General features: G+C 67.2%; 10 protein-coding genes and 1 tRNA gene. 6 read left to right on the top strand and 5 right to left on the bottom strand.

Going from position 1 to position 12835, the window contains the following annotated elements; translation table 11 throughout:
- Positions 1 to 63: 63 nt before the first annotated feature.
- The 4 genes from OH799_RS19795 to OH799_RS19810 all read right to left on the bottom strand — a co-directional run bounded on the left by OH799_RS19795 (position 64) and on the right by OH799_RS19810 (position 6306).
- Positions 64 to 771 carry a MazG family protein gene (locus tag OH799_RS19795; RefSeq protein ID WP_406282292.1) on the bottom strand — a complete coding sequence of 236 codons (708 nt, stop codon included), beginning with the start codon at positions 769 to 771 and terminating at the stop codon, positions 64 to 66.
- A gap of 59 nt (positions 772 to 830) precedes the next feature.
- Positions 831 to 4442 carry a transcription-repair coupling factor gene (gene mfd, locus OH799_RS19800; protein WP_406266149.1) on the bottom strand — a complete coding sequence of 1204 codons (3612 nt, stop codon included), beginning with the start codon at positions 4440 to 4442 and terminating at the stop codon, positions 831 to 833.
- A gap of 422 nt (positions 4443 to 4864) precedes the next feature.
- Positions 4865 to 5512: a TetR/AcrR family transcriptional regulator gene (locus OH799_RS19805; protein ID WP_357272759.1), complete on the bottom strand. Its 648-nt coding sequence runs from the start codon at positions 5510 to 5512 to the stop codon at positions 4865 to 4867.
- Positions 5513 to 5661: 149 nt separating this feature from the next.
- Complete coding sequence (locus tag OH799_RS19810; RefSeq protein ID WP_406266152.1) at positions 5662 to 6306, bottom strand: TetR/AcrR family transcriptional regulator; 645 nt, start codon at positions 6304 to 6306, stop codon at positions 5662 to 5664.
- Between the two features lie 725 nt (positions 6307 to 7031).
- Here OH799_RS19810 and OH799_RS19815 point away from each other — a divergent pair.
- From OH799_RS19815 to OH799_RS19840, 6 genes are all read left to right on the top strand, one after another.
- Positions 7032 to 7102: transfer RNA gene (locus OH799_RS19815), tRNA-Gln, on the top strand.
- 90 nt (positions 7103 to 7192) lie between these two features.
- Positions 7193 to 8683: a bifunctional UDP-N-acetylglucosamine diphosphorylase/glucosamine-1-phosphate N-acetyltransferase GlmU gene (glmU, locus tag OH799_RS19820; RefSeq protein ID WP_406266155.1), complete on the top strand. Its 1491-nt coding sequence runs from the start codon at positions 7193 to 7195 to the stop codon at positions 8681 to 8683.
- On the top strand, positions 8680 to 9660 hold the full coding sequence (locus tag OH799_RS19825) for a ribose-phosphate diphosphokinase (protein WP_406266158.1): 981 nt from the start codon (positions 8680 to 8682) through the stop codon (positions 9658 to 9660). Before glmU ends, OH799_RS19825 begins: the two co-directional genes overlap by 4 nt.
- A 200-nt stretch (positions 9661 to 9860) precedes the next feature.
- Complete coding sequence (locus tag OH799_RS19830) at positions 9861 to 10121, top strand: hypothetical protein (RefSeq protein WP_406266161.1); 261 nt, start codon at positions 9861 to 9863, stop codon at positions 10119 to 10121.
- A gap of 96 nt (positions 10122 to 10217) precedes the next feature.
- Positions 10218 to 11102: a hypothetical protein gene (locus tag OH799_RS19835; protein WP_406266164.1), complete on the top strand. Its 885-nt coding sequence runs from the start codon at positions 10218 to 10220 to the stop codon at positions 11100 to 11102.
- Positions 11103 to 11167: 65 nt separating this feature from the next.
- Positions 11168 to 11818 carry a DUF2461 domain-containing protein gene (locus OH799_RS19840; RefSeq protein WP_406266167.1) on the top strand — a complete coding sequence of 217 codons (651 nt, stop codon included), beginning with the start codon at positions 11168 to 11170 and terminating at the stop codon, positions 11816 to 11818.
- A gap of 40 nt (positions 11819 to 11858) precedes the next feature.
- Here OH799_RS19840 and egtD read toward each other — a convergent pair whose 3' ends face one another.
- Positions 11859 to 12830 carry an L-histidine N(alpha)-methyltransferase gene (gene egtD / locus OH799_RS19845; protein WP_406266171.1) on the bottom strand — a complete coding sequence of 324 codons (972 nt, stop codon included), beginning with the start codon at positions 12828 to 12830 and terminating at the stop codon, positions 11859 to 11861.
- Positions 12831 to 12835: the final 5 nt, after the last annotated feature.

The raw sequence follows: 12835 nt of genomic DNA on the forward strand, positions 1-12835 counted from the left end.
TCCGCGCACCGCGACCGAGACAGGGCCGCGATAATTCAATCCGAAGGATCATCACCTGGGCGATCACGCAGGCCAGCACCTTCGCCAATCCTCAGGTGCAAGCGGAAGGCGTTGGCCGCGAGTCTTTTCCGCGGCATCCTCCGCCGCGCGGATACGGGCGGCGAAGGCCAGAGTCTCTTTGCGAAGACGCTCTTCCGCACTGTCCGGGCCACCCAGGTGAACGACGCGCAGCCCTTCCGGGACAAGGTCCGGCGGGAGGCCTGCTTTGGTGCTGCGGGAGACGATCTTCTCAGCCAGAGCCAAGGCAGGTTGGGCCATGGCAATGCCGTCCAGGCAAGAGGCGCGGGACTTCTCAGCGGATTTGCGTTCTTCCCAAGCGCGTTCCTGGGCGGCGATCTTCTCCTCGATGGTGGCGTCGGGGGCGAAATCGGCGTCACGCAGGTGGGGGCTGCGGTTGACGAGTTTGGCAACCAGGGCGGCGGCTACGTCGTCGACAGTGAATTCGCCTGCGGCTTGGGCGATTCGGGAATGGAAGAGGACCTGGAGCAGCAAGTCACCGAGTTCTTCCTTGATGGTCTCGGCATCCTCGTGCTGGATGGCGTCGAGGAGTTCGTAGGTTTCCTCGAGCAGGTAGGGGCGCAAGGAGTCGTGCGTCTGGGTGACCTCCCAACCACCGAAATTCCACAGACGATCCATGACCTCGACAGCTCCGGCGAGACCGGCCGCGACAACCGCCGTGTCGCTCGGCGCCTGCCGATCACCGCTGGACAGCGCACGGCCGGAGGCGGCGTGCCGTGCGGCACGCAATATGGATTCGTCGCGAGTCGAACTCATCGGACCGACATCTCGGTGGCGACAGTGAGATCGACTGCCCCCTGGGCCTTCCCGTCCAGGGCGAGCAGCAGGTCGGCCACGAACTGGAGCAACACCACGTCGCGGACCCGCTCGGCACCGACGCTGTCCTCCACACGCGGCAGCGGAAGTTGCACCACGCCGGAGGCGGCACGGTATCCCGCGCTCGGGTAGATCCGCTTGAGGCGCAGCTGTTTGGAATCCGGCAGATGAAGCGGTGAGATCTTCAATGTCGTTCCCGTGACAGCGATTTCGGTGACCCCGTACGCACGGGCGAGCAGCCGCAGCTTGGCGACCGAAACAAGGCGGCCGACCTCTACCGGCAGCGGACCATACCGGTCGACAAGTTCCTCGACGACCAGCGCGAGCGCCGAATCATCCTGGGCGGCGGCAAGTTTCCGGTACGCCTCCAGGCGGAGGCGGTCGCTGGCGACGTAATCAGGCGGGATGTGCGCGTCGACGGGCAAGTCGATGCGCACCTCTTTGATCTCCTCGGTGGTGATCGGCTTGCCGTCGGCGGCGGCGCGATAGGCCTCGACCGCCTCGCCGACCAGGCGGACGTACAGATCGAACCCGACGCCCGCGACATGGCCGGACTGTTCGGCGCCGAGCACGTTGCCCGCACCGCGGATCTCGAGATCCTTCATCGCCACGGCCATGCCCGCACCCAGGTCCGAGTTCTGCGAAATGGTGGCCAGGCGGTCGTAGGCCGTCTCGGTGAGCGGCTTCTCCGGCGGGTATAGGAAATAGGCGTAGCCGCGCTCTCTACTGCGCCCCACCCGGCCGCGCAGCTGATGCAGCTGCGAGAGGCCGAGGGCGTCGGCGCGTTCCACGAGCAGTGTGTTGGCGTTGGAGATGTCCAATCCGGTCTCGATGATCGTGGTACAGACCAGCACGTCGAACTCGCGCTGCCAGAACCCCTGGACGGTGGACTCCAGCACGTCCTCGTTCATCTGCCCGTGCGCGACCACGACCCGCGCCTCCGGCACGAGATCGCGAATCCGCTTGGCCGCCTTGTCGATCGACGACACCCGGTTGTGCACGTAGAACACCTGACCGTCGCGCAGCAGCTCGCGCCGGATGGCGGCGGTGACCTGCTTGTCGTTGTACCCGCCGACGTAGGTGAGCACCGGGTGGCGCTCCTCGGGCGGTGTGAGGATCGTGGACATCTCGCGGATGCCGGCCAGGCTCATTTCCAGGGTGCGTGGAATCGGCGTCGCGGACATGGTGAGCACGTCGACGTGGGTGCGCAGCGCCTTGATGTGTTCCTTGTGCTCGACGCCGAACCGCTGCTCCTCGTCGACCACCACCAAGCCGAGGTCCTTCCAGCGCACGCCCGTCTGCAGCAGCCGATGCGTGCCGACCACGATGTCGACGCTGCCGTCGGCCATGCCCTCCAGCACGGCGCGGGCGTCGGGCGGATCGGTGAAGCGCGACAGCCCCCGCACGGTGATCGGGAAGCCGGAGACGCGTTCGGTGAAGGTCTGCAGGTGCTGTTGCGCGAGCAACGTGGTCGGCACGAGCACGACGACCTGCTTGCCGTCCTGCACCGCCTTGAACGCGGCGCGCACGGCTATCTCGGTCTTGCCGTAGCCGACGTCGCCGCACACCACTCGGTCCATCGGGACCGGCTTCTCCATGTCCGCCTTCACCTCGGCGATGGCCGTCATCTGATCGACGGTCTCGGTGAACGCGAACGCGTCCTCCATCTCTTGCTGCCATGGCGTGTCCCGCCCGAACGCGTGTCCCGGCGCGGCCTGGCGGGCGGCGTACAGCTGCACGAGCTCGCCCGCGATCTCGCGAACGGCCTTGCGCGCCTTGCGTTTCGTATTGGCCCAGTCCGAGCCGCCGAGCTTGGACAGGCTCGGCATCTCACCGCCGACGTAGCGGGAGAGCTGATCGAGCGACTCCATCGGCACGAACAAGCGGTCGCCGGGCTGACCGCGCTTACTCGGCGCGTATTCGATAACCAGGTATTCGCGCCGCGCCCCGCCGACGGTGCGCTCGATCATCTCGACGAACTTGCCGATGCCGTGCTGGTCGTGCACCACCATGTCGCCCGCGTTGAGCGCCAGCGGATCGACCTGGTTGCGCCGCTTGGCGGGCATCCGCTTGCCCTCGGCAGGCGCGGTGACCCGGTTGCCGGTGAGGTCGGATTCGGCGACGACCACCAGCCCGGCGTCGTCGAACACCAGACCGTCGTGCAGCGAGCCGCACAGCACGCCGACGACGCCGGTGCTCGGCTCGGCGCCCGATTCCAGCGCCGCCGCGGGCACGTCGGCATCGGCGAGCCGTTCCAGAATGCGTTGCGCCGTCCCCTGTCCCGCGACGACCACGACCGCCCTGCCACCGGTGGACACGTGCGCGCGCAGCGAGGCGAAGATGGTCGCCACCAGCTCGTCGGAACCGCGCGCAGCGGGACCCGCCAGTACCGGGAGGACGACCTCGGCCGGGTCGCCAGAGGTGAGAGGGCTCAGCGTCCACCAGGGCAGGCCCTGCCGGTCGGCGCTGGCGTGGATCTCGGGCAGCGGACGGTAGGCCGAGGCCGCGAGGTCGAGCCCGTGCCCGCCGAGCGGGGCGGCGCCGCCGAACGAGGCCGCCGTCCAGGATGCCTCCAGGAACTCCTCTCCGGTGCGCACCAGATCGGCCGCGCGGGTGCGAATTTTCTCCGGATCGCAGAGCAGCACGTGGGTTTCCTCGGGCAGCACCTCGGTGAGCAGGCGCAGTTGCCCGGGTTGCAGTACCGGGAGCAGCGCCTCCATGCCGTCGACCGGGATGCCCTGCGCCAGCTTGTCCAGCATCTCGACCAGCGCCGCGTCCGCCGCGTTGGCGACGGCGACCTCGGCGGCGCGCTCCCGCACGGCGGCGGTGAGCAGCAGTTCACGGCACGGCGGCGCGACGACGACATCCACCGCGACGTCCGGCAGCGAGCGCTGGTCGGCGACGGCGAACGGCCGCAGCTCGGTGATCTCGTCGCCCCAGAACTCCACGCGCACCGGATGATCGGCGATCGGCGGGAAAACGTCCAGGATGCCGCCGCGCACCGCGAACTCGCCACGCTTGCCTACCATGTCGACTCGGGTATAGGCGAATTCGACCAGGCGCGTGAGCAATTCGTCGAAGTCGAGTTCGACACCGACGCGCAGCACGATAGGCTCGATATCGCCGAGCCCGCCCGCCATCGGCTGCATGAGCGACCGCACTGTGGTCACCACCACGCGCAACGGCTCCGGGAACGTCGAATCGTCGGGGTGCGCGATCCTGCGCAGCACCTCGAGCCTGCGCCCCACCGTGTCGGCACCGGGCGAGAGTCGCTCGTGCGGCAGCGTCTCCCAGGACGGGAACTGCGCGACGGCGGCGCCCAGCATCTCCTCGAGCTCGACGGTCAGATCATCGGCCTCGCGCCCGGTCGCGGTGACCACCACCAACGGCTGCTCGGCCGCGACGGTCGCCGCCACGAACGGCCGCACCGCGGACGGCGCGACCAGCTCGACCGACGCAGTGCCGATCAGCTCCGCGACAGTCCGTAGCGAGGTATCGGCACCGGCCACGGCGGCCAGTCCCGCCAACGGCGGGCGGTGGGTGAACATCGACAACTCCTGAGCGCAGGCGGGCGTTTCGAGCGGCGGTGTTATTTTTGCAGCGCCCGCGGCGCTGCGTGTTCGCGGGCTGTGTTTTCGGCCGCGCGGGCGCGGCGGGTTCGCGGCTCGGCTCGCGTCCGAGCGGGCCGACACGCCCGCGACGAACTCACCAGCAGCGTCGCCCGGACACGAACCACAAGCAGGCCGCCACCCCGCAACCCCGCAGACGAGGCCACAACACAACACTCGCCTTCTACCGCAACCACAGCGGCCAGACCTCCGGTTCCGAGCGCAGCGAGACCGAGCATTCCCCGTTCGCGGCCCGGCTCGCGTCCGAGCGGCCGACGCGTCCGCGACGAAGTCGCCAGCGGCGGTCGCTCGGACGCGAGCCACAAGGGGGCCGCGAACCCGCCGCGCCCGCGCGGCCGAAATTACGGCACGTAGCGGCGGAGCCTGCGGGCGGCGAACTCGCGGAAGTACGACAGCTTCTCCGCGGGGACGAGCGACGGCAGCAGGAAGAACCAGGCGCGTTCCATCCTGATCGCCATCTGGTCGATGGTCTCGGTGCCGACTGCGGTGATGTGGACGCCCGCGGTCACCTCTTGCAGCAGTAGGCCGATGACCTCAGGGTCGAGGTGGGACTCCAGATCGCCCTGGGCGATGGCCCGCTCGGAGAGCAGCCGGTAGGTGTCGCCCCACGTTTTGGCGATGTTGTCGCCCTGCGCGCCGCGATAGTCGCCGATCTGGTGGGTCAGCTTCAGCATGGCGCCGACCATCGGGTCGTTCATCGATAGGTCCGCGACGACGTAGGTGATGCCGATGCACGCTTCCAGTGCGGGCACTCTGGGATCGAAGAATCCCTGACACGAGCTGATCAGTCGCTCGTTGCCCTGGTCGACCACGGCGCGCGCCAGCTCTTCCTTCGAGCCGAAGTGAAAGTACAAGGCGCCCTTGGTTACGTTGGACTGCGCGATGATCTCGCTCAGGCTCGCATTCGCATATCCCAAGCGCAGAAAGACATCGGCAGCGCCAGCAAGGACGGAATCGCGGGTGATCTCCGCGCGCGCTTGCCTAGCCATCAGATCCGCCTGTCATCCCAAAACCAGCCATCCTGAAGTAGACCGACATCCCGAAGTAGACCGACTTACCGCTCGAACAGCACCCAGAGGATGGGTGAACCGTACCATCAGGCGCCCGCCCGGCAGCGAATTCGAGCATTCAATCAGACCTACCGAGCAATTTGCTGGTTAACATCCGAGTCGCTCCCCGGTGCCGCGCGCCATTCCGAGCTGAGTCGCGGATGGGCTTCCAGATGGCTGAGTCCGTTCCAGCAGAGGTTCACCAGATGTGCCGCGACAACCTCTTTCGACGGTGTGCGCTCGTCGAGCCACCAGGTGGCGGCGGTGGCGACCTGACCGACCAGTGCCTGCGCATACAGCGTGGACAGGCTGGTGTCGAAGCCGCGGCGTTCGAAATCGCCCGCCAGTATGTGCGCCACCTGGTTGGTCGCCTCGTTGAGGAGGCTGGAATACCGGCCTTCGGCAGCGGCGGCGGGTTGATCGCGCACCAGAATTCGAAACCCATCGGTCCGTTCTTCGATATAGGTCAGCAGCGCGAGCGCGACCTGTTCCAGCCGAATTCGGGAACGATTCTGTGTCAGCGAGGACGTGATCATGTCGAGCAGCATCGACATCTCGCGATCGACGACGACCGCGTACAGCCCCTCTTTGCCGCCGAAGTGTTCGTACACCACAGGCTTCGAGACCTGGGCACGCTGCGCGATCTCCTCGATCGAGGTCGCGTCGTATCCGCGCTCGGCGAACAGCGCGCGGCCGATCTCGATCAACTGCTGGCGCCGCTGGGTACCCGTCATCCGCGGTCGGGACACACTGTTCCGCCTCTCCGAGTTTTTCGCCGGTCGTGCGTGCCTCGACGGTTTCGCGCCGGACCCACGGTCACGTGCCCGGCTGGGTGTTGGGTGTCCCCGGCGAGTTGCCCATGTTCGTGCGAAATCAGCCGTCGCGTTCGGGAAGCTTGCGGTGTACCTGGCCGCCCTCCCGCACACACGACATTACCGTCCGGCAACAACTGCTCCACAGCCCCTGCCACCTGCTTGGCAACGTGGCGGGATCCCGAGCCCACTGCGGATCCCGGTGACCGCCAGGGACAGCTCTACACGTCTGGCCCGAACGATGAGATCCGAACAATGAGATCGGAGATCACCACCCCGAAGGTGTGCCAGATTTCCCGACGCAACACCGGATCTCGCACGTACATGGGTAACTCGCCGGGTACGCCCAGAACACCAGCAGCACCCAACGCAGGACCTGAACGCAAATCTCACGCCACCGACTGGTACGGCCTGAAGACCCGGAGAGGCGGGGGAGCACATGGGTAACTCGCCGGGTACGCCCAGAACACCAGCAGCACCCAACGCAGGACCTGAACGCAAATCTCGCGCCACCCGACTGGTACGGCCCGAAGACCCGGAGAGGCGGGGGAGCGGGGGAGCATTCGCGGGGAAGCGGGCGAGTATGCGAGGATCTTTCCCGTGCCGTGGCACAGCGGCGGGGGTTTCCCGAACCGCCGATGTGGCAATCCGCCGTGGTGTAATGGCAGCACCTCTGATTTTGGTTCAGATAGTTCAGGTTCGAGTCCTGGCGGCGGAGCTCGAGAGCACGATGACTTGCGTTGGCTCGCACATCGCTGACCATGCACGACGATAGCCCCGCACGAGGACAGGCAGCCGAGGGAGATCCATGCCACAGCAGACCGCCGTCGTCGTTCTCGCAGCCGGTGCCGGGACACGAATGCGGTCGAAGACCCCCAAGGTGCTGCATTCGCTGGCCGGTCGGAGCATGCTCGCGCACGCGTTGCATGCGGCGAACGAGATCGACCCCGGTTACCTCATCACCGTGGTGGGGCACGACCGTGAACAGGTCGGTGCGGCGGTGTCCGCGATAGCCGACGACCTGGGCCGGGGTATCACGACTGCCATTCAGGAGGAGCAGCTCGGCACGGGGCACGCGGTGCAGTGCGCGCTGGCCGCGCTGCCCGTCGGTTTCACCGGCGACGTCCTGGTCACCTCCGCCGACGTGCCGCTGCTGGACGGGCACACGCTCGCGGCTCTGCTCGACGAGCACCGTAGCTACGCCGAACGCTCGGCGGTCACCGTGCTGACCTTCGTGCCCGACGACCCGAACGGGTACGGCCGCATTGTGCGCAACGCGAACGGACAGCTGGTCGAGATCGTCGAGCATGCCGACGCCTCTCCGAAGCAGGCCGCGATCCCCGAGGTGAATTCCGGCGTCTACGCGTTCGACGCCGCGATCCTGCGGACCATGATCAGCAGGCTCTCCACCGCCAACGCCCAGCACGAGCTGTATCTGACCGACGTGCTGCGACTGGCACATGAGGCAGGCCACCCCGTGCACGGGGCCCGTCTGCTCGACGCGGCCAAGGTCACCGGCGTCAACGACCGGGTGCAGCTGGCCTCGGCGGCGAGCAGGCTCAACCGCTACATCCTGGAACGGCACATGCGCGCCGGCGTCACCATCATGGACCCGGCCTCCACCTGGGTGGATGCCAGCGTGCGGATCGGGAGGGACGCGGTGCTGCGCCCCGGCGTGCAGCTGCTCGGCACCACCGTGATCGGCGAGGACGCCGAGGTCGGCCCGGACAGCACACTCACCGACGTCATCGTGGGCAACGGCGCCACAGTGGTCCGCACCCACGGTGAGGGCGCGACCGTCGGGCCGCACGCCAGCATCGGCCCGTTCAGCTATCTGCGTCCCGGCACCATGGTCGGCGATTCGGGCAAGCTGGGCGCCTTCGTGGAGACAAAGAACGCCTCGATCGGCGCGCATTCCAAGGTGCCGCATCTGACCTACGTCGGCGATGCCACCATCGGTGAGCACAGCAACATCGGCGCTTCCAGCGTTTTCGTCAATTACGACGGTGTTGCCAAACACCACACAACAGTTGGCTCGCACGTGCGCACCGGCAGCGACACCATGTTCGTCGCGCCTGTGACGGTGGGTGACGGCGCGTATACGGCGGCGGGTACTGTACTGCGCAGAAGTGTTCCGCCCGGGGCTCTCGCGGTGTCCGGTGGACCGCAGAAGAACATCGAGGGCTGGGTGCAGCAACACCGTCCAGGGACGGACGCGGCGCTCGCGGCGGCGGAAGCCATCGCTGCCAAGGAGATGTCGGGTCAGGCAATCGAGCAAAAGGATGGCAAACAGCAGTGACCGCGTCATGGATCGACAACCAGAAGAACCTCATGCTCTTCTCGGGACGCGCCCATCCTGAGCTGGCCGAGCAGGTCGCCAAGGAACTCGACGTGCACGTCACGCCGCAGACCGCCCGCGACTTCGCCAATGGCGAGATCTTTGTCCGGTTCGAGGAGTCGGTGCGCGGATCCGACGCCTTCCTCCTGCAGAGCTTCCCCGCGCCGCTGAACCAGTGGCTGATGGAGCAGCTCATCATGATCGACGCGCTCAAGCGCGGCTCGGCCAAGCGGATCACCGCGGTGCTGCCCTTCTACCCGTACGCCCGCCAGGACAAGAAGCACCGCGGCCGCGAACCGATCTCGGCCCGCCTGGTCGCCGACCTGCTGAAGACCGCGGGCGCGGACCGGATCATCACCGTCGACCTGCACACCGATCAGATCCAGGGCTTCTTCGACGGCCCGGTGGATCACATGCACGCTCAGCTGCAGCTGGCGGAGTACGTTCGCAGCAATTACAGCCTGGAGCACATCACCGTCGTGTCACCCGACTCGGGACGCGTGCGCGTCGCCGAGAAGTGGGCCGACTCGCTGGGTGGCTCACCGCTGGCATTCATCCACAAGACGCGCGACCCGCTGGTGCCGAACCAGGTGAAGTCCAACCGCGTGGTGGGTGAAGTCGAGGGACGCACCTGTATTTTGATCGACGACATGATCGACACCGGTGGCACCATCGCAGGCGCGGTCAACGTGTTGAAGGAGGCAGGCGCCGGTGACGTGGTGATCGCCGCGACCCACGGCGTGCTGAGCCCGCCCGCCGCCGAGCGCCTCACCTCCTGCGGCGCCAAAGAGGTCGTGGTGACCAACACCCTGCCGATCAGCGAGGAGAAGAAGTTCCCGCAGCTGACCGTGCTCTCCATCGCGCCCCTGCTGGCCCGCACCATCCGTGAGGTCTTCGAGAACGGCTCGGTTACCGGCCTTTTCAACGGCAACGCTTGACCGCCTCTCCGAGTATTCAGGCCGTACCGGTCGGGTAAGACGGGGTTTGCGTTCAGGTCCTGCGTTGGATACCGCGCAGGTTCTGGGCGTACCCGGTGAGTTACCCATGTCCGCACCAGATCAGTTATTGCGTTGGAAGTGTTGAGGTTCTTTGCGTCCTGCACCCGTTAGTCCCTGCGATCGGTGGGGATACTGACGGTATGGACCGTGACCCGTTGGATACCGACATGGGGGACGACGACCAAGAGGACGAGATCCGCGCGTACGAGCGCAACGTCGAGGATCCGCCCGATGACCTGCTCATCCCCTATCGCGAGAACGACGACGACGGCAGGCTCGGCATCGGAGACGAGCTCGATCAAGAGTGGACGCGGCGCGGGCAACGCGCCGAAGCCGCCGAGCAGGACGACCGACCCGCCGAGGTGGCCGCTATCGAGATCGTAAACGACGAGGATCTCTGAGACCCGACGCGCGCCACGCTGCCGCAATCGGCGATGGCGAAGAGTTTGCCGTGGTACGCATAGGTGGCGTGACCGGGACGATACGAGGAGGGTGCGATGAGCACGCCGAAGGATCCGGAACCCAAGAACAACGCGCCGGGGCAGGAGGCCGCGTCATCATCGCTGTCGAAGAACGCCCGGGACGCACCCGGCGAGGAGTCCACGCCGCCTACCTCCGAGGACGCGGCGGCCGCTCCCGGCGACGAATCCGACGCGCCGCCACCCGCTGAGCAAGCACCCGGTTCCGCATCGGGCCAGCCAGTCGAGCAATGGTGGCAACCCACCGACACTCCACCAGCGGGACCGCTGGGTGGGCAGTGGGGCGCGGAGCCGAGCGGGCAGCCGGCCGAACCTCGAGCATGGGGAGCCGACAGCCCCGGCGGTCAGCAGTCGTGGGGCGCGGAACCCGCCGCACCCGGTCAGCCGTGGGGCGCCGCCGCGTCGGGCGGCTCGGCACCGCAGATGCCGCCCGGCGAATCGACTCGGCCATTCACACCCGACGATCACGCGCAGTACGGGTCTGGCGGTGGGCCGCAGTACCCTTCGGGCGGACAGCCCCCTTCGGAGGCCCAGCAGCAGTACCCGCCCAGCGGTCAACCGCAGTACCCCGAGGGCGGCGTATACAACTATCCGCCGACCGCCGGACCGCAAAATCCGCAGTACGGCGGCTATCCGTCCTATCCTCAGCAGGAGTATCAGCCGTACGGCGAGCCACTGCGGCAGCCAGGCAGCCAGGTGTACTCGATCATCGGATTCGCCTGCGCGGCGATCGCGGTGCTGTTCTGCCCGATCCTGTTCGGGCCTGCCGGGATCGTCCTCGGCGTGGTCGGGCACAACAAGGGCGAATCGCTCGGCAAATGGGCGGCCATCGCGGCGGCCATCGGCACGGTGATCGGCTTCATCGTCGGCTTCGTGGTGTTCTCCGGAGACTTGACAACGTAGATTCTCGGTATGCGTCGACTCAGTGGATTCCCACTGCCCGTCATCAGCGCGGCGGGGGGCCGGTCATGACCGGATTCGCGGGCTTTCCACTGGCGAGCCTGGACTTCTACGAGGACCTCGAGGCCGACAACTCGAAGGCATTCTGGATCGCGCACAAGGACACCTACGCGCGAGCGGTGAAGGAGCCGATGACCGCGCTGATCGCCGAGCTGGAGTCGGGTTTCGGGGCAGGGAAAATCTTCCGCCCGTACCGCGACGTCAGATTTTCCAAGGACAAGTCGCCCTACAAGACCGCCCAAGGCGCGGTGGTCGGCGCCGCGCAGAACGTCGGCTGGTACGTCCAGATCGGCGCCGCCGGGCTGTACGTCGGCGGCGGTTTCTACCAGGGCTCCCCCGCCCAGCTCACGCTGTTGCGGGCAACCATCGACGACGATGTCCGGGGGCCCGAGCTCGCGGCGATTCTCGCGAAACTCACCAAGGCGGGCTTCACCGTCGGCGGCGAGAAGCTGAAGACCACACCGAAGGGCTACGGCGCCGACCATCCGCGCATCGACCTGCTGCGGCACAAATCCCTCACGTGCGGCAAGGAATTCGGCGCACCGGCCTGGCTGGACACGCCGCGCGCCGCCGAGGAGATCCGCACCGCGTGGGAGACGACGCGGCCGCTGATCGAATGGCTGGCGGCGGTGGTCGGCGGCGGCTCGCCGTCGTGGTAACGCGCGACGTCAGCCCGGACCAGGTGGAGAATATGCCCCGTCAGCACCGTCTGGCGAGCACCAGCGCGAAGCGATCGTCCGGGTCGGTCCACACGTGTTCGGTGCCGAAACCGGCAATCGTCAGTTCGGCGCTCAGGCCCTCGACCAGGAACTTCGCCGAGATCTCGGTGCGCATCTGCTCGCCGCGGGCAAACCGCGCGGTGAGGTCGAGGGCACGGACCGTGACCGTCATATCCTCGGTGGCCTCGAGGCGCATCTCGATCCACTCGTGCACCGAGTCCCAGATCGCGATGTGCCGAAACTTCTCCGGGGCGAAGTCTGCGTCGAGCCGGGAGTTCAGCACATGCAGCACGTTGCGGTTGAACTCGGCGGTGATTCCCGCCGCGTCGTCGTAGGCGGGGACGAGCACTGCGGGGTCGATGACCAGGCCCGCACCGAGCAGCAACTGCTCGCCCGGCTCGAGCACGTCGCGGATGCTCGTCAGGAATTCGGCCCGCTCATCGGGGACCAGATTGCCGATGGTGCCGCCGAGGAAAGCGATCATCCTGCGACCTCCGCGGGGCAGGTTGTGCAGGGTATCGGTGAAATCGCTGACCACACCGTGCACGGCCAACCCGGGGAACTCGGCCGCGACGGCATCCGCCGCCGCGCGCAGTGCTGCCGCCGAAACATCCTGCGGGACATAGGTTTTCAGTGGGGCATGGGTGGTCAGCGCGGTGAGCAGCAGCCTGGTCTTGGCCGCCGAACCGGCGCCGAGCTCGACCAGCACCTCGGCCTGCGCAGCACGCGCGATCTCGCCGACCACTCGCTCCAGCAGCGTGCGCTCGGTGCGTGTCGGGTAGTACTCGGGCAGTTCGGTGATCCGCTCGAACAGCTCACTACCCCTGGCGTCGTAGAACCATTTGGGCGGCAGCCACTTCGGATTCGCGGTGAGGCCCAGTCGGGCGTCCGAGCGCAACGCCGCGGTCAGGTCGTCGTCGGATAGATGGATATCCAGCGTCGGTGCGGTCATGGCAC

It is taken from the genome of Nocardia sp. NBC_00881, from assembly GCF_045207455.1.
Lineage (GTDB): Bacteria > Actinomycetota > Actinomycetes > Mycobacteriales > Mycobacteriaceae > Nocardia.